This is a genomic window from Brachyspira hampsonii 30446 (assembly GCF_000316195.1).
Classification (GTDB): Bacteria; Spirochaetota; Brachyspiria; order Brachyspirales; family Brachyspiraceae; genus Brachyspira; species Brachyspira hampsonii_C.
Window position 1 is genome coordinate 100,597 of the sequence record NZ_JH994111.1, and the last position, 19,478, is coordinate 120,074.

A 19,478-nucleotide genomic window follows, 5' to 3' on the forward strand; every position below is an offset into this window, starting at 1 on the left:
GAAATTAAATATTCCCACCCTCTAGGCTTTTTATATTTATTAGTTATTTTTATATTATTTTTCTTTTTAGTTTCAAACTGTTATTACAGCACCCACCCTAGATTCATTTAAGTTTAAAAATATATTTACCGCACGAATAATAAAATTAGAAATATCTAATTATTTTAAATGATAATTTTTATTATGTATAATAATCTTCACACCGTGCATAATTGAATAAACATATATACCGTATTGACAAAAAAACCATGTACATTAGAATTGAAAAACTATATATGATAAAATAATTTTAATAAAAGAGTACTTAAATAAAAATGAAAATTAAAAAAAATGATAGCAAAGATAATGTAATAGTTTTTATACTATATCTATTCTTGTCTTTAATTATACCTACTACTGCAATAACAATTTTTGCTATGGCTGATAAAAATATACAAGAAAAAAAAGAAATAATAGATAATAATAAAAAACAAACTAATGCAGACAATTTTGACAAAGAAGAAACACTTCAAAAAATAATAACATTATTATTATTAAAAGGGACTTCATCATCTAAATATAGCGGATCAAAAGCGGATTTGAATATTGTTGGTGTGAGAGTATTGCTTGTATATGCAATGACTTATATATTATCGCTTGCAATTACCGCAATTATAGCCCAAAAATATTATAATGAAGAGATAAAAATAAAAGAAGATATTAGAGAGACTATAGTATCAACATTAATAGGGTTAGCTACTTTGGTTGGAATTCTATTTCTTTTAATAGTAATAGTAATAAAAATGGAAAGTAATAGAGAATATTTAGCTTTCAGCGGAGTGATTTTCGGTTTTATAGCATATATTATAATTAGGAAAATTTCTTAATTAAATTTATTAGTATTATAAAAAATATATATTGAAAATTTTTAACTTTATAATTTTTTTATTGTTCTTTTTTCCGCCGCACACCTGCCTACGGCACGCAGAGCGAGGCGGACTTCGTCAAAAGAACCTTATATCCTCGACAAGCTCGGATACGCTTCGTGAAAGTGCAAGCCTAAAAATAATACTAATTATATTTTATATGTAGGATAAATTATTAAATTTAACCTAAAATATAGCCTTTTTGCTTCTCGCCGAAGGCGTACTTCGTATGTGGCACACCGAAGGCGGACAGCGTCACAAAAGAAGTGGGGTTTGGCACGAATGTGTACTTCGTAGGCAAAGCCCTGCAAATATTTTAATTTGACTAATTATAATTGTTTATGTATATACTAAAAATTTTTAGGTTTGTCAATTTAGTTTTGAAACAAGTCTGCTCTATTGACAAAAAAAGCATATATAATAAAATGATAATAGGATTATGAAAAAAGTAAAATGCTTCTAAATTCAATTATAGGCATTTATTAATTTGCACAATACAGTTTTATTTTCTATTATAAAAGTCTATATTATCATAAATAAAAAAGTATTGTTTTTCTTAATCATTATATTTTAATAAAAATATATTCATAAATACAAACGATTATAGAATAAAAAAATAATAAAGTTATTATGAGAAAAAGAAAAGAAATAAAAGACAGAGAAGAAAATATTTATATAAGAGCTATTCTTGTTATTGTACCTACTATGGCAATAATGATAGGATTGATATTGTTTATAATTAATGCCCCTAAAATATTAAATAAGTATGATGTAGTAAATAATAAATCAGAAATGATTGATAAATATTCTAAAAAATATGATTTTACTAATGAAAATAAAAAATATAATTTACTTAATTTAGTTATACATTCTCTATATCCTAGACGACTTCATTACGGGAGATTTGAATGGATCCCAGAGAGTTTATTTTTTAGAGTTATAATCATGTTTTTTCTTAGCTTTTCATCAGCACTGTTTGGTATTTTAGCAATTCGTAAAATAAAAAAAGAAGGATTAAAAAATAAGAAGGAGTTAATAATTAATTTTCTTCCATTACTATGGATTTTAATTACTATATTTGCTTTCTTTATGCTAAAAGATAATATTATAACTTCCAAAGAATATTTAAGTATAGCGGCTGGTATTATATTAGGTTTACTACTTGCAAATTATAAATACAAGAATTAATAAGGATAATAAAAAATATTTATGAAAGATATAATTTTTAATTTAATATACAAAATCAATATACCAGAAAATAATTTATTTAGAATATCTGCATTATTTTTATGCTCTTTTATAATAGTGTTTTCTATATTAGTATTGATTAAAGGAGATTTGAGTCTTGATGATTTTTTAGGTGATAGTGATGGTATAGGTTTGGGAATAATGATAATATTAGTAATAGCATTTTTTGGAGTATCAGAATTTTTTATAATAAAATACATTGAAAACATTTATGAATATATATTTATAGCAATTGGTATTATAACGGCATTATTTAATATAAAAGATGACAATATAAAAAAAACATTTTTTGTTGCTTTGATATTTTTCTTTATTCTTTTATATGCAGCATTTTTTAATGCACCTTCAGCTATAAATGATGCAGCTATCAATAATCAAAACATTACAAATAATTATACTAATGATTTGAAATCAACTTTATCAAATCAAAAAGCTATTGCTCACTTATTATTAGGATACAACAATCTTTTTGCTTCGGTTTTATTAGGTGATATTACATTAAAAGATTATATAATAATATCATTAATTTTCATTTTATCTACAATTATAATTATTTATATAATTAAAAGAATTGAAAAGAGAAAACCAAAATAAGGCATTTTAATAATTTTAATTTTGTTATTTTTTATATTTTTATAATAGTTTCACTATAAAATTATTCATTCTTATTTTTATCCTTATCCCTAAGGTATTTACTAATTCTCAATGCTATAAATGATAGTATACCGCCAGAAAAGAAAGCTAATAACTCTATCATGCTTTCAATACTTCCGTTCATATTAAAAATAGCCATGTTTCCATGTATTTTATAAATAATAGCCAAACTAACTATAAGAATTACAGCAAATGCAATAAGATAAAATTTATAAGAGTAATTTTTAAAAAAAAGCATCTCTGCCAAAATGCCTATGATAGCACATCCTATAAAAAATATTATTACTAATCTCGAAAATAAATCTTCTGAAGCCTCTCCAAAATCTACATCATAAGGCTCATTATCTCTATTCAAATAGCGTCTGTATCTAATTTCCTTAGTTTCTATACTGTTATCAAAATCATAACTATTTTCTACAATAACATTATTATCACTTACTATATAGTTTCCATTATAGATGTTATTTTCTTCATTGTTACTTTCTTCTATTATACTAGATATATTATAATGATGTTTTGTCATTTCATTATAAAATATAAAAGAAATAATAATTAATATAACTGCTAATACACTAATTTTCATAATACCTACCTTTTTGATAATCCTTCATTTATTATAAATTTAAATAATTTTTATTTCAATGAATTTTACTATAACCCCCGCCCCCTATATTTTTTACTTTATTCTAAATTGCTGCTTTTCTTTTTTTACTGCTTAATTAACATTTATTAGCACCCACCCAAAGCATTATTAAAAAATAAACATATATATAACTCATGTATAGTGAAAAATATATTTTTTATATCTATATAAAATACTCACCGCATGAATAATAAAACTAAAAAATGAAGTTTTTAAATTAAATTATAATTTACAATATTATAAATGCTTGACAACAATTAAATATTATATTATCATAAGTATATGGTTATGTTAGTTTTTTTGAAAAAATCTTGTAACAGTCTACAGTCTACAGTCTACAGTCTACAGTCTACAGTCTACAGTCTACAGTCTACAGTCTACAGTAATTAATTCATTATCTATAAAATTTATATTATCAAATTTACTTTTATTACTAAACAAATATTTTCTTTTGTTGTTGCATAAATTAATATCTAGTTACAAGGTAAAAAATATATATTTCATAAAAATATTATGTACAAATTTCAATTATACTAAAATAATTGTTAATAATAAATAAAAAATAAGGAGATTAATTATGTTTTGTTCAAATTGCGGAAATAAAATAGATCAAGGAGCAAAATTTTGCACTAATTGTGGGGAAAAATTAAATAGTGCTGAAGAAAATAAACTTGCTCAAGAAAAAGAAGACATATCTGATAAATCTACATCGTACGCTGTTGCAGATAATATTGATTTAAAAGATAATAAAGACGAAAATTATATAGACGTAATAAAAAAACAAGTGGAAGATATAAAATCAGATACTGATGTAGTTATTATATATACAGATGATAAAGAATTCAATGAGTTAGCAAAAATTATCAATAAAGATGAAATTATATTAAGTTTCATTACAGGTGTTCAATCTTTTAGTAATGAAAAAGTTTTTGTTATTTTAACTACAAAAAGAATTATATTTACTGAAAGATTAATTTTTAAATCTATTATAAATGAAAAATTTTCAATACCTTTAAAAGCAATAGATAAAGTCGAATTGTTAGATACCTCAATTACAATAAATTATAATGAAAATTTATGTGAATATATAAATGGATTAACTAATGATAAAAAAACTCTTAATTTGTTTATATATAAAATCAATAAAGAATTAGAAAAATATCCTAAAAAAGAATACATTGAAATAGAAAAAGCATCATATAATAAAACAGATAATGTAGAATACAGGTATATAGGAAAAAATAATGTGAAAGCCTTAGGAGAATATGAACAATATATTGCAGCATTTTTGGGTATAACAGGAGAATTAGATGATAATAAAAATAGAGAGATAGGCAGTTATGCAACTTTATTTAAATTCTATGATACTAAACCAAATATAATTAAATATCTATTTAAAAAACCTAATTTTTCATTAGGAAGTTTTTTACCAATGGCAGATTATTATTATTACGGAATGTATGGATATGCTTTTTTATCATCATTAATATATGCTGCATTTATCATTTTAGCATGTACAACAGCTCATTATTTTGAGTCAATTTTTATAGGAGTTGCTATAAATTACATAATAAGCAATAGCGGAGCTTTTTATAGAACATTTAAAAAAAGAGTAAAAATTGCTGAAACTGAAAAAGATACTGAAAGCAGATTAGAAAAATTTAAAAGTATACATAAATTTCCTTATGATTATAAAAAAATTTTAATAATATCAGCTTGTTCAGTTATTGCATTTTTCATTATTTCTTTTCTTATAATACCTAAAGCAGCTGCACAAGATGGAAAATATATTCAATTAGTTAAAAATTCGACATTTCATTCTTTACCAAATATAACCGTAGAAGAGTTAATAAATGGATCAATAGATAATCCTAAATGGGAACAAATAGTAGCTAATGATGGAAAAAATTATGTTAATGTTTATGGTGATTTATTTGGATTTAATGTAATAATACAGTTTAAAATAAACAATGAAGAAAATGGTTGGCGTGTACATGCTTTAGAAGTAGATGGAAAACCTGAACCTGTTGGAAATATAGCTCAGGATTTATATAATATATATTTAGGTAAGGATGAAATAGATAATATAGAAGAATATTTTGAGTATTAATTTAAAATTACTTAAGTTAATATTGTAAATTTATGATTTATAATGTTACTTAACTTTGTATTAAATAAAGTTAACTTAAAAAACAAGGGTGGATAGAATAAAATAAGTTTTAAAACTTAATTACATTTTCCCACCCTTTAGGCTTTTTATTATAACTGCAATTTTTGTGTTATATTTCTTTTTAATATCACCTGTTATTTAAGCTGCCCACCCCAATTTTTTAAATTTGTTAGTTATTTAAACGCACGCAAGGCTAAGTTTTAAACATAATATATATCTAAAATTCAAAATATTATCAATTATAAAATTTTGTTCACCGTGCGGTTAGTAAATCTATCATTCTAAATAAAACTTGGGCGGGCGTTAAAAAATATAAATGTAACTTTTAAATGTAAGTAATGTTTATTAAGAAAAATAGTATTGCAAATCTTAAAGGGCGGGAATGAAAATAAAGTTTAATTTAAGTAAATATATTATTTAAATATTAATCTTGCCAATATAAAGCCTACTATAAAGCCTATAGGTAAAGATAAATATTCCAATATGTTTTTTATATTCTCATAATTTATAAAAATAATTATCCCTGTAATTATAACAGATAAAATGAGTATTATTTTGGCAGGTATTAATTCTTTTTTATAGAATTTATTTTTTGATAATAATATAAAACTAAGTAAAAAACCTATAATAAGAGATCCTGTGAACATAATAAAGACTCTGTCCCCTTCAAGGTCAAGATCATGTCTGTATCTTCTTCTTCTACTGATTATGTTTTGATATTTAATATCAGAGTCTGTATTATAATTATCTTCTATAATGTAGTTGTTTTCTATATAGTTTAATTTATGAATATTGTTTTCTAAGTTTTTATTATTATTTTTTATCAAATCATTATAAAATATGTAAGAAATTATAATGAGTATTAATATAATATCTATTTTTTTTAAGAATTTCATTTTATTTCCTAAATATGCCTTCTAAATAGAGTTATACTATAATTTAAAACTTATTTTATTTCAATATAAAAAAGGTTTTACATTCTTGAATAATAAGCGATTTTATTATATAATATTCTACTATTATAGTTATTTTTTGCAGGGCTTTGCCCCGCACCCCACTTCTTTTGGTGACCCAAAGAAGCAAAAGGACTGCATTTTTTAACTTAAAACTATTTGTTAAAAAAGATTTCTTTTAATTCTTAAAATTATTTATTTAAATATGTCACTATTAAGATATATAATTTTTTATAAATAAAAAGAGGTAAATAATTAATGGCAAAACTTTCACATCTGGAAAAAGAGTATATCAAAGCTAATTATAAAAATAAAAGCATTGATGAGCTTACAAAAAAGTTAGAAAAAGACAGAGAGTTAATAGAAGAATATATTAATAATCTGCAAAACAGTCAAAAAACTAGTACAAAAAATAATAAAAAAGAAAAATCTAATAAAGAAAACAGCGGAAATATACTTTCAAAACTATTTTCAAAAAAAGATAATGAGGAACCTATTTTTAAAAGATATGAGGTAAAACCATATCATCTTTCAAAAATAGATGCAATATTTGCTGCTATAGCTTTTCTTTTCACATTCTTTTTGTATTTGTTTACGCTTACTCCTTCACTTTCAGCAGGAGATAACGGAGAGCTTACAACGGCGGCTTACTTCTTGGGTGTAGGGCATGCTCCGGGATATCCTTTCTATACTTTAATGTCCAAATTATTTACTTATATACCTTTTGGAAATATAGCTTGGAGAACCAATCTATTTTCAGGTACTTGTGCTGCTATTGCTATGATTTTCTTTTATCTTATTATGGTAAAAGTGCTTGGACAAAACAGAGTTGAAAGAGGATTTTCTCCAATAGTGCAAATACCAGCACTTTTTGCAAGTATTGCATTCGCTATATCTGATAATATGTGGGCACAGGCTACTATGGCTGAAGTTTATAGTTTGAACATACTTCAAATAGCCTCTATGCTTTTAATACTTGTTTACTGGTTTGAAAATGTATGGAAACATGCATATGATGAAGTGCCTTATTATGGAAATAAATATTTAATGGCTTTCGGATTTCTTTACGGTGTGGCACTTGCAAATCACCATGTAACTTTGCCTTTTGCTTTTGCTCCGCTTTTGTTTATAGCAATAGTTTTATTCTTGGTTCATAAAGACAGATATATTAATCATATAGAAACTTCTTTTATATCAATATTTGTATTTTTGGTATTATTATTTATAGGCGGTTTCGGATACTATAGATTTATTATGAATTATGAGGCTTATTTATATTTCCCTCCGGGAGTAGCTTCTAATGATTCAATATTTTCTATAATATTTAAGCCTTTCGCTGATATGAATATAATGAGCGATATATTTACAGCACTTGCCAACGGTTCTTATTTAAGACCAGATATGATACAGAATCTTAAAGTTCCATTCTACCCTACTTTATATAAAGGAATGTTTTTAGTATTCTGGCCTTTATTTTTAGTAGTTGTTTGGTGCTTAGTATATAGATATTTCTTATGCAAAATAGATAAGTTTAATAATGATAATGATTTTATAACAGGAATATCAATATCATATTATAAAATGCTTTTAATGCTTGCAGTAGGGGTTATGATATATGCGTACATGCCTATAAGAGCAAGAGCTTTACCTCCTCTAAACTGGGGACAATTAAATGAGCCTTCAGGCTGGGAGAATTTAAGCTATTTATTTAGTATGATACATAGAAAACAGTACGGATCTTCAGGAAATGATATAGCTGCTGCCTTCATACTTCACCCAGAACAGGTATCTGCTTTGATAAATATATTCAAAACTCAATTAACAGTTTTAGGATTACTGTTCTTAATACCTGGATTATTTCAAATATTTAAGAAAAATAAGTTTATAGGTATATTCTCAGTATTCGGACTTTTAAGTTTTGCTGTGTCTCTTATGGCATATACTAATCCGCCTCCAAGTGTAAGAACTTTATCATTTGTAGAAGTATTTTTCCTTCCAGCAACTTTATATATGCTTGTAATAATAGGTTTTGGCTTTCAATGGTATATGGAATATTTTAATACTAATATAAAAAATGTATTAAAACCTGCTAAAGAGGAAAGTGCCGATACAAAGTTAAAGCCTTATCATGCAGTATCACTTATAGCAATATTTGCAATAATGATACCTATATTTGTAATGAATCTAAGCCGTAATAATAACTCAAAAGATTACAGCAACCATGATTATTCATATAATATGATGAACTCGCTTCCAGATAATGCGATATTTGCAACAGAGGGAGGTGACAACCAAGTATTCGGACTTGTATATTATACTATGGTTGAAAGAAGAAGACCAGATTTGAAAATATATGACCAAAAGGGTAATGTATTTGAAAGAATATATGGAAACCTTATGAAAACTGACGGCAGATGGCTTGGAGATATAAGCGATGCTGTTGATAAAGACTTTATAGAGTCTGGAAGACCTTATTATATGGCTTGGAGACGAGATGGGCTTTACAGGCTTGGCGATTACTACTTCAAGGCTTATGGTTTGGTATTCAAAGTACAGCCTATCAAATATGCTTTGGTTGATGAATTAGAGTTCTTTAAAGTGCTTACTGTTAATGACTATAAAGATATTGCCAAAGAGCATTTAAAAAGAGATTATGAGAATGAAAAACTAGCAGCAGATTTAAATGCATTGTTAGATGAAGGCTTAATTTCTGTAGCAAGAAAAAATATTTATGACGGTAACGAAGAGATAACTTTTGTAAAAATGTATGAACTTCCTTTTCCAGAGTTTAAAACAGAAGAGGATTATTGGAACAGCTATACTATGCAGGGAACTGCTGAAGAGATTTCGCATTATGATTTCTTAACCAGAGAGATCTTTGTAAGTTCATATTCTCTTGCTAAAATAGATTTATACAATAGAAGAATAAAAACATATCAGAAACTTTTAGGCTTTATGGGTAATGGAGACATTGCTAAAAATGGCATTACAAGAGAAGAAGCTAATCAAAAAATAGCAGAGTTTCAGGATTTGAAAAAGCAGGAAGAAGAGAGAATGCTTACTATAGGTTTTGATATGTCTAATGTATACTTTGCTGTGGGCAATCAGGCTATTATGGACGGCAACTATGAAAGAGCTGCTTTAATGTTTGAAGAGCTTATAAAACTAGAAAAACTTATTTATCCTGCTTACTTTAATTTGGCTGCTTCTTATGAATATTTGGCGCGTTCTAAAGATACTCCTTATGATAAAGAGGCAGAGTATTTAAATAAAGCTAAAGAAACTCTATCAAGAGCAGAAAGAACTTTCCACAGAGGTAAAGATATGGGAGATGCTGCAAGAGAGCAGAATCAAACTTATCAGCAGATAAAACAATTTATGGCTAGAATAGATGCACAGCTTAAAACTACAAGACAGCAGGCTGATAATCTAAAATCTCAGGCCATGAAAGAAGATACTTTTGAAAGCTATTCTTCTTATGCTAATTATATATATCAAAACAGACAGGATATAGAAGAAACTCTATGGGCTAAATTAGAAGCTAAAAAGAGAGCAAGAAGCAAAGAACATTTAATAGGTGTTAATAAAGATATATCAATACTTTATGCTAATCTTGGAGATACAGCAAGTTCTATCAGTATATTAAATGATACTCTAAAAATGCCAGACTTAACTAGAGATGAAAGAAGAGGATTAGAATTTGATTTAGCTAATATTTATCTTAATAATAAAATGTATGATGAAGCTGTAAGCACATATTCAAAATACACTAATGATCTTACTCAAGACGGTGCATTTGCCTTGTATGCTATAGGACATATATACATAGAACAGAATAAGGTTGTAGAGGCTTTAAATATATATAATGACTTCAAAAGGATAATGTCTCCTTTAGCAGCAACTAATGATGTGATAGCTAATTTGGATAAAGATGTAGAAAGCAGAAGACTTCAGATAATGCAGTATTTGGCTTCTATGAATAATGTACAGTAAAAAACAATATTTTAATAAAAAGGCTTGCTATTAAATTAGCAGGCCTTTTTTATTATATTGATTTTTAAAAAATAAAATGAATTATATATTGTTTATTTTAGTAAAAAATAAAATATCATAAATATCATCAAACTTAAAAAGGAGAGCATATTTATGAATAATAATCAATGGTTTTTATTTTCTGGAATAGAACATAAAGAAATTAAAACAGCATCATATTGTCTAGATTATATTACTTGGGATAATACTAATTGGACTGCTATTTTTCATGATGGATATTTTGTACATTATAGAAATGGTGACAAAAATAATTGTCATACTGAAGATTATTTATACTACAAAGATGTAAATTTTAATAATTTTAGATTAGATATAAAAGGAGATAAAATATTTATATCTCCGAATGGAGATCTATCTAAATCCAGAGAGGTTGATTGTATAGAATATATTGGCTGGGATGGAAAAAAATGGAGAGCTGAATTGCTTAGACTCATAAATAATTTACATCCAGATCTATAAATAATAAATGTTTTAGGCTTACTAATTAAATTTAGTAGGCCTTTTTATTTGCCAAAAATTACAAAGTTTATATCAGACTTATTTCAAAACTCAATTTTTTAATTAGTTTAGTATTTTTTTTATTATATTTGGGGATTTACATAAAACTTAAATCACCACTTATTTTGCATACACTTTGCAGCCGTAGGCAGATAAAATACGGCATATTTATATACTAAAATAGAGTTTAAAACATTATTTTTATAATTAACAAATTACTATTTTTATATATAATCTTGTTAAGTCTTTTGAAACAAGTATATTAGTTATTTAAAAAATTTTTTATATATTTAGTCTGTTCCGTATTCTTAAGTAAAAAAGCATCATGTCCGTAATTAGATTCTATTTCATGAAATATCGTATCTATACTAGAATGATGGTATGCAGAAACTATCTCTGCTGACTGTGTGCTTGGATAAAGCCAATCCGATATAAAAGATATAACAAGAACTTTTTCTAAACTAATATTTTTTTTATGTTTTATTTTTTTTATTTCATCTTTAACATCAAAGAAATCCATAGCTTTAGTAAGATATAAAAAACTATTTGCATCAAATCTTGATGTAAATTTTTCTCCGTTATAATGAAGATAATTTTCTACTTCAAAAGAAGGAGTAAAATATTTAACAGCTTTTTTTCTCTTTCTTCCGAATTTTTTTCTCATATACTCTTCACTCATATATGTAATATGTCCGAGCATTCTAGCTAAAGCAAGTCCTCTGTCAGGAGTAGACATACCATAATATTTTCCGCCGTACCATTCAGTATCTTCTGTTATTGCCTGTCTTGCTATTTCATTTAAAGCTATCTGCATAGGAGAATGACTCATAGAGCTCGCTATTACTATTGCTTTTTCCATCATTTGAGGATAAGAAGCCGTCCATTGTAATACCTGCATTCCTCCCATAGAGCCGCCTGCAACACAATAAAGTTTATTTATTCCTAAACTATCAACTAATATCTTTTGTACTTTTACTATATCTTTAATCGTGAAAGTAGGGAAATCTGTACCATAATATGAATTACTATTCGGCTTTTTGGAAGAAGGTCCTGTTGTTCCGCTGCAGCCGCCTAAAACATTAGAACATATTACAAAATATTTATCCGTATCTATTGCTTTTTTCTTACCTACAAAATTATCCCACCAAGAGAGAACATCGGCATCTCCTGTAAAAGCATGGCATACTAAAATGGCATTATCTTTATTAACATTTAAATGTCCGTTTAATGTATATGCTATAGTTAATTCATTTATTGAAGCTCCATTTTCAAATTTGAAAGCCTTATCATAATTAAAATATTTAATTTCATTGTTTTCCTGTTCATTATTTTTATCTTCTTTTTTGTTTTTTATATTCTTCATAAAATAACCCTCTTATCAAAACAGGAGTAAATATTTATACCCCTGTTTTTTATATTGTAAATTATTTATTTGCTATAGTTAAAGCCTCATCTAAATAATAAAGTATATCATCAATATGTTCTATACCTATTGAAAGCCTGATAAAGTTTTTGCTTATTCCACCTTTTTTCAATTCTTCTTCAGATAATTGAGAATGTGTAGTAGAAGCAGGATGGGCAACTAAACTCTTAACATCTCCAACATTTACCAAATGGGAGAATAATTTGATATTATCTATAAATTTAACTGCAGCTTCGTATCCGCCTTTTATGCCAAATACAACCATTCCTCCGAATTTATCTTTTAAATATTTACTTGCCGTATTATATGAAGGATCATTTTTAAGTCCAGGATATCTTACCCATTCAACTCTATCATCTTTTTCTAAAAACTCAGCAACTTTTAAAGCATTAGAACAATGTCTGTCCATTCTTACTGCTAGAGACTCGGTTCCCTGAATAAATACCCAAGAGTTATCAGGTGAAAGACAAGCACCTAAATTTCTAAGCGGTACAGTTCTTACTCTCAGAGTAAATGCTATATTTTTAAGCTCATCTGGTAAATCATAAGCCCATCTTAATCCATGATAATTTGAATCTGGCTGTGAAAATAGAGGGAATTTATCGCTTTGCCAATTAAAATTACCGCTGTCAGTGATTATTCCTCCGATAGCACTTCCATGTCCGCCTATCCATTTTGTAAGAGAGTTGATTACAATATCTGCACCATGTTTGATAGTCTGTAAAAGATAAGGTGTTGTAAAAGTAGCATCTATAACTAGAGGTATTCCCGCATCATGTGCTATTTTAGCAACTGCTTCAATATCTGTAAAATCTAATGAAGGGTTTGAAATTGTTTCTATAAATATTAATTTGGTTTTATCAGTGATAGCCTTAGCAAAATTAGAAGGATCTTTAGCATCTACAAATTTTGTATTGATTCCAAGTTTAGGAAGTATTGCAGCAAATTGAGAATATGTACCGCCATATACATTAAATGATGAAACTATTTCATCTCCTGCTTCACATATAGTTATTATAGTATAGAATATTGCATTTGTTCCAGATGATACCGCAATAGATGCCTTACCGCCTTCCATAGCAGTAATTCTTTTTTCTAATACATCTGCTGTCGGATCGCCAAGTCTTGTATAAATATACCCAAGTTCTTTTAAATCAAATAAATCAGCAGCATGTTTTGAATCTCTAAACAAATACGAAGTAGTTTTATATACCGGAACTCCTCTGCTCCCGAATATATCATTAGAATCCTGTCCTGCATGTGCTGCTAATGTTTCAAATTTTAATTCTCTTGACATCTTTATAATACTCCTTAATGATAAAATAAAAAAAAGCCGCCAAATAAATTTGACGGCTTTAAAGTACAAAATAAAAAATAAATTATTATTGACAGCCATCATTATTAAACATACACATTTGCATGAGGCAAAACATTTTGTTCATAACGATGATTGTTTTCATTTACAATATTTCCTAAAATATTTATTTAATAATTAATTAAAGATTATACAACAATATAAAATTATTGTCAACAGTAATTAGTTTTATTTTTTTAAGTATTACAATAATTTTAAATAAAGCTTTAATCATAATTAATATAACTAAATATTCGACTTAAAACAATAAGTCTAATATTAGGTAATAAAATTTAAATCAAAATCTTATTTAAATTAACATTTCATTTAACGCACGCTAAATCGATTTATATAATAAATTTAAATTGAATTAATAACTAAATTATATTTCTTTAACTGCTATGCGTGCGTGTTAATACATTATAAATTTAAATAAAACTAGGGCGGGTGCTTTAATTTATAATTTGACTAACAAAATAATTGAAGTTATATTTTAAAAAGAAATTAGTAAATATAAAGGGTGGGGTATGTAATTAAAACTGTTTTATAATAAAAAAAGGAGCTTAGCTTTTAATTTAAGTTAAACTCCTTTATTTTAACAACAAATTAATTATTATTTATTTTTTAGAAAAAGCGTCTATAACATGTATCAATGTATTTTTATATTCATCTAACATTTCACCATAATTATCCAAATCTTTCATATAATACCAATCATCATTAGGATCTTTATTATATCCATCGAAATTAAGTCCTTTATCTTTTATTAATTCAAAAACTTGTTCAGATATTTCTGCATTTTTAAAAGGTTTTTGTTTTCTTAATCCGCACTGAATTATATAGCCAGCAGTAGTAAAACCCACTAAAACTTTTTCATTTTCTATTTCTATTTCTTTAGCTAAAGTAACCCAACTATAACAATATGAAATTTCCTTATTTGGATATCTTAATATTCTTTCTCCTTTAATATTAGGATTATTAGTTCCATCATAATAGTACAATTTAAAGTCTTTAAAGTTTGCATTGTCTTTCAATAATTGATAAAACATTGTATGCACTTTAGTTGTCAATGGTATATCCCAATGAGTACTATTTCTATACTGATAATATAAATAATAACCGCTATATAGATGTTTTTTTACTTCACCTGAATATGAATATTCTTTATTGTATAAAGTTACATCATTGTCATTTGCATCTTTAGCATTTTTTATTAACAAATATTTCCAATGGCTATCATCTTTATAATTATCTATTATATTCTTGCATTTATCCGATATAGTTTTATTTACTTTATCATTAAATATAGTATTTATAAACTCTTTTAATTTATTTGGATATTTTATCAATAATTTTTTATTATCATTATCTTTATCTTTATTATTTCTAAATATAGATATTGTTGTAGAACGATAAGGTCTAAAATTTTCTATTTCATTTTTATCAATAAATACTAATATAGCCCTATGTATTAAATAATTTCCATTTTCATTATTAAAGCCATTTTTAGTAAAAATATAATTTACTACATTAACTATATTTTCATTACTTATATTGTCTAATAAGAAATCAATATTACCTTGTAAAAATACATTATTCTCACAGGCGTAAATTATTTTTCTAATCTTTTCATCACAGCTTTTTAATATATCTAATTTATTTTGTTCTGATTCAACTATTATTTTCAATATCTCTTGATGATTATCATTATAAGGTTTTAATAATATTTTTCCATTTTCTATAAATGATTTTATAAAACTAATTTGGAATTTTAGTTCATCATCATTGCCAATATGTTCATAGTAAATAAATATAAAATTCCTTATAAATCTCAATATATCTTTATAATCTTTGATTTTTTTAATTATTGAATCTATATTTTCATTTTCTTTATAATTTTCTTCTTTATATATTTTATTTAAAATAATAAAAAAACTAAACAGTAATATTTTATATTTCAAATCATAATTATTTATTTTAAGCAAAATAATATAGTCATCTTTTTTATCAAAAATGTTTATATTTTCTTCAAAAGTAGATATTTTATTATTATAAATATTTCCATCATATATACAAAATATTTCATTAAATAATTCAATGGTTTTACTAGTGGTTAATTTATAAAATATATCCAATATATTAACTATAAATTTTATATTACATTCTAACATACAGTTTTTACTATCATCAATATATTTTGTGTCTGTTTTTATTACAAATAAATTAAAGAAATCTTTTAGATATGATCCTATTTTTTCATTTTTTTTCTTTATATATTCACATTGTTCTGCATATAACATTCTAAATACAAAATCAAAAAAGTTTTTAAAAATACTGTCTATATCATTTTTCTCACTATCTTTTGAAAATTCCCAGAAAAAATCAGACCAAGTTGTATCTATTTTTTCTTTAAATTCTGCTAAAAGATTAACATCTATTTTTCCATCTAAAAAACTTTCAAGCTTTGATTTAAATATTTCAAAATCTGTTAATTGCTTTCCCCTTGAGTTCATTTTTATATATAAATCATCAGGATCCCCTTCTATATATTCACAATAAAATTGTATGCCATTTAATTTGCTGCTTTTAATATTTTTGTTATTTTTAACTCTTTTATGAATATCATCTATTACTTTAAGCATTCCTTTAACAGTTGTATCTTTTTCCCAAAAGTTTAAAAACTTAATATTATCTTTTAATTTGTCTGATAACTTTTCATTTGTTTCTAAATTAATTTCATTTCTTTTTATACTTAATAAAAATGATATAAAGTCCTTTGATGAATTTCTAGTTTCATAAGTAAACTTTTTTAATCGTTCTCTTTCAAAGTTGAAATACCAATAAAATAAAAATAAAGTTGTCAATCTTTGCTGCCCATCTAATAAATAAAAAATGCCGTTATCTTTTACTCCATATATATAGTCTAATATTAATTCTCCTTTATCATTTGATAAAAAATCAACAATAACATCTAAAAAATCATCTCTTATTTTTTCTGCTTCATTAGTATTTCTTCCCTGAGCATAACCTCTTTGTATAATAGGCACAACGACATTATTTTCGTATTTATTTAATAATGATATAAAATTTTCTTTATTATCACTCATAATATTCTCCTTATTTATTTTTTTCATACAGATAATCACTTATTGAATTGATGATATTATCCAAATAATCTTTTTTGTCATTTTTTGTCCATAATAGTATATCCCTAGGATCTTTTGTATAATATTTTAAAAATAGATTCTTTGTAGATATAGGAATATATTTTTTATTATTTTTAATTAAATCTTTAATTTTTTTTAGTTTCATAGGAAAAATAGAGTTACTCAATGTAGTATTATTATTTACATCTATTAATGCCAAATTAGAAATATTATTTTCATCATATAAATAATTATTTTCTTCTGATGTTATAAAGTCCCCACTATTTTCTAATGATTTTTCATAAATAAAAAATAATGCATCTAATATATAATTAAATTTATCTTCTATTTTGAAATTATTAAAAGCTTCATCTAAATTTTTATATTCATCTTTTATTAATTCTTTATTTTGAAGTATATATTGTTTATTTTCTTCTATAAATTTTTCTTTTTCTTTATCAGATAATTTTTGTGATTTTCTTGCATGTATATGCTCCAAAGATGGCTTTATTTTTTTGTATTCGTCAAATGGAAATCTTATATTTTCTTTCAAGCTTTCTATTATATTGAATAATAATAATATTTTTATTATTTGAATATTATTATTATCATATTTCAATTCTAATATATTTTTTTCTAACTGTTCATGATTATTAGCATTAATACTTTTTTTTATATCTTCTTTTATTTTATTATTAAAGTTTTCTTTAGTGTTTAGTTATTTATCTTTCACAACATATGATAATATAGTTTTTAACTCTTTTGAACGAGAGGCTATTAAATAACCGATATCATTATATAAATTATCATCTTCATACCATTCTTTTAAAATATAAAAATATTTTGAAAGCTCTTTCCAATTTTCAGTTAAATTTTTTTTATCTTTAAACTTTTTATAAAAATGTTCAAATATTTCATATTTTGTTTTTACAGTATTATTATTTTCTTTTTCTATACCATATATTAACTCAAATAAAAAATCCATTCTAATGTCAGCATTATCATTATTAGAAATAAAATACCAGAATTTATCGTTTTCTAATTCTATTTCCATATTTTCCCATTGATTGGCAATATTTATTTGTTTTAATTCTTCTACTTTTTTGCTGCTGTCATTATCATCTTTAAAATTTGATTTATGTAAGAATATAGCCTTTATCAATTCACTATCAGTAAGTGGTATTTTTCCTGCATTAAGCCTTTGAAAAACTTCATTTTCGTCATCGCTTCCTATATTATACCATATTATATTTACATTATTTAATAATTTTTCCTTAAAGTCTTCTTTCTCTATTTGATTATTTTCATTTTTATTAAACCAAATATCTATATATTTATAAGCTTCAAAAATATAATAATAGTCTATGTTTTGTTTATAATCATTTTCTGGTGTATTTATATCAATATCATCTAAAAATTCTTTATTTTGTTTTGTTTCGTATTTTAAAGTAAATAGTTTATTATTTTCATTATTATTTAAATATTTTAATATCAAATAAATTGTGGTTAATCTCTGCTGCCCATCTACTAAATTATATTGTTCTTTATTATCATCTTTTTTTACATATTTTACAGCTATAGGGTTAAGACAATACTTCTCATCTCCTTTTTTATTTTCTATAAATTCTTTTATATCTTCCAATAAAGCCTGAACTTCGCCATTTTCACCTCTCCATCTATACCCCCTTTGATAGCTAGGTATAACGAAATTATATTCTATATTATTATATACTATTAACTCGTTTATGCTTCGCATTTCTACAGATTTATTATTTTGCTTAGTTGATTCTGCCATATAATAGTCCTTAAAAATAAATATACACTGTATAGTATAACATATTTTAATGACAAAAACTGTCTTAAAAAAATCAAAAAATAAAAATTTAAAAAATATTTTATTATCATATTGACAAAAATATAATTTAGTATTATAGTACCAATATACTAAATTAGTAATAACAGGAATAAAAAATGATTCCAATATCAGAAGCCTCAGCTATAGCTCTGCACTCTGCAGTATATATATCTATTAAAGAGTTTGCATCTCTTAAAGATATAGCAGAAAGATTTGATGTTTCGCCTAATCATTTATCGAAAGTTCTTCAAGCACTTGTAAAGGTGGGGTATCTTACTTCATCAAAAGGACCTGCAGGCGGATTTAAAATTGCTGAGGGTAAAGAAAATGCTTCTTTTTTGGATATATACGAAACTATAGAGGGTAAAAATTGGCAGAGAAGCTGTTTGTTTCATTCTAAATGCGGTAAATATTGTTCAAGCTGCATAATGGGTGATTTAGTTAATGATATAAACAGAAAGTTCAAAAACTATATGGAAAGCCATACAATCAAAGATCATTATTTATTAGATGATGATTTCAAGATAAATAAAACAGATGATAAAAAATCAAAACAAAAAAAATAAATGGAGGATT

The 19,478-nt window shown here is 25.0% G+C and carries 14 protein-coding genes; 7 read left to right on the forward strand and 7 right to left on the reverse strand.

What is annotated here, in order from left to right; all coding sequences use genetic code 11:
• Positions 1-308: 308 nt before the first annotated feature.
• The 3 genes from A966_RS05265 to A966_RS05275 all read left to right on the forward strand — a co-directional run bounded on the left by A966_RS05265 (position 309) and on the right by A966_RS05275 (position 2,747).
• Complete coding sequence (locus tag A966_RS05265) at positions 309-866, forward strand: hypothetical protein (protein ID WP_039955564.1); 558 nt, start codon at positions 309-311, stop codon at positions 864-866.
• A 669-nt stretch (positions 867-1,535) separates the two neighbouring features.
• Positions 1,536-2,093, forward strand: a complete 558-nt coding sequence (locus A966_RS05270; RefSeq protein ID WP_008723308.1) for a hypothetical protein — start codon at positions 1,536-1,538, stop codon at positions 2,091-2,093.
• 21 nt (positions 2,094-2,114) lie between these two features.
• Positions 2,115-2,747, forward strand: a complete 633-nt coding sequence (locus A966_RS05275) for a hypothetical protein (protein ID WP_008723310.1) — start codon at positions 2,115-2,117, stop codon at positions 2,745-2,747.
• A 61-nt stretch (positions 2,748-2,808) separates the two neighbouring features.
• Here the strand turns inward: A966_RS05275 and A966_RS05280 are convergent, their stop codons facing one another.
• Entirely contained in the window at positions 2,809-3,390 is a 582-nt protein-coding gene (locus tag A966_RS05280; RefSeq protein ID WP_008723312.1) for a hypothetical protein, read from the reverse strand.
• Positions 3,391-4,027: 637 nt separating this feature from the next.
• Between A966_RS05280 and A966_RS05285 the strand changes: the two genes are divergently transcribed.
• On the forward strand, positions 4,028-5,560 hold the full coding sequence (locus A966_RS05285; RefSeq protein WP_008723313.1) for a zinc ribbon domain-containing protein: 1,533 nt from the start codon (positions 4,028-4,030) through the stop codon (positions 5,558-5,560).
• Between the two features lie 473 nt (positions 5,561-6,033).
• Here A966_RS05285 and A966_RS05290 read toward each other — a convergent pair whose 3' ends face one another.
• Entirely contained in the window at positions 6,034-6,516 is a 483-nt protein-coding gene (locus A966_RS05290; protein ID WP_008723315.1) for a hypothetical protein, read from the reverse strand.
• A 315-nt stretch (positions 6,517-6,831) separates the two neighbouring features.
• On the opposite strand from A966_RS05290, the gene A966_RS05295 reads away from it, so the two are divergent.
• Positions 6,832-10,566, forward strand: coding sequence for a DUF2723 domain-containing protein (locus A966_RS05295; RefSeq protein WP_008723316.1), 3,735 nt, complete (start codon positions 6,832-6,834; stop codon positions 10,564-10,566).
• A gap of 153 nt (positions 10,567-10,719) precedes the next feature.
• Positions 10,720-11,085, forward strand: coding sequence for a hypothetical protein (locus A966_RS05300; protein ID WP_008723317.1), 366 nt, complete (start codon positions 10,720-10,722; stop codon positions 11,083-11,085).
• Between the two features lie 301 nt (positions 11,086-11,386).
• Here A966_RS05300 and metX read toward each other — a convergent pair whose 3' ends face one another.
• From metX to A966_RS05325, 5 genes are all read right to left on the reverse strand, one after another.
• On the reverse strand, positions 11,387-12,487 hold the full coding sequence (metX, locus tag A966_RS05305; protein ID WP_008723318.1) for a homoserine O-acetyltransferase MetX: 1,101 nt from the start codon (positions 12,485-12,487) through the stop codon (positions 11,387-11,389).
• A gap of 61 nt (positions 12,488-12,548) precedes the next feature.
• The gene (locus A966_RS05310) at positions 12,549-13,844 is read right to left on the reverse strand and encodes an O-acetylhomoserine aminocarboxypropyltransferase/cysteine synthase family protein (RefSeq protein ID WP_008723319.1); all 1,296 of its coding nucleotides are present in this window, start codon (positions 13,842-13,844) and stop codon (positions 12,549-12,551) included.
• A gap of 674 nt (positions 13,845-14,518) precedes the next feature.
• The gene (locus A966_RS13150) at positions 14,519-17,008 is read right to left on the reverse strand and encodes a DUF262 domain-containing protein (RefSeq protein WP_176719970.1); all 2,490 of its coding nucleotides are present in this window, start codon (positions 17,006-17,008) and stop codon (positions 14,519-14,521) included.
• Positions 17,009-17,018: 10 nt separating this feature from the next.
• Positions 17,019-17,666 (reverse strand): hypothetical protein, encoded by a 648-nt coding sequence (locus A966_RS05320; RefSeq protein ID WP_008723321.1) that lies wholly within the window; start codon positions 17,664-17,666, stop codon positions 17,019-17,021.
• Between the two features lie 99 nt (positions 17,667-17,765).
• Positions 17,766-18,842: a DUF262 domain-containing protein gene (locus A966_RS05325; protein WP_141709344.1), complete on the reverse strand. Its 1,077-nt coding sequence runs from the start codon at positions 18,840-18,842 to the stop codon at positions 17,766-17,768.
• Positions 18,843-19,018: 176 nt separating this feature from the next.
• On the opposite strand from A966_RS05325, the gene A966_RS05330 reads away from it, so the two are divergent.
• Positions 19,019-19,468: an RrF2 family transcriptional regulator gene (locus A966_RS05330; RefSeq protein ID WP_008723324.1), complete on the forward strand. Its 450-nt coding sequence runs from the start codon at positions 19,019-19,021 to the stop codon at positions 19,466-19,468.
• The last annotated feature ends 10 nt before the right edge of the window (positions 19,469-19,478 follow it).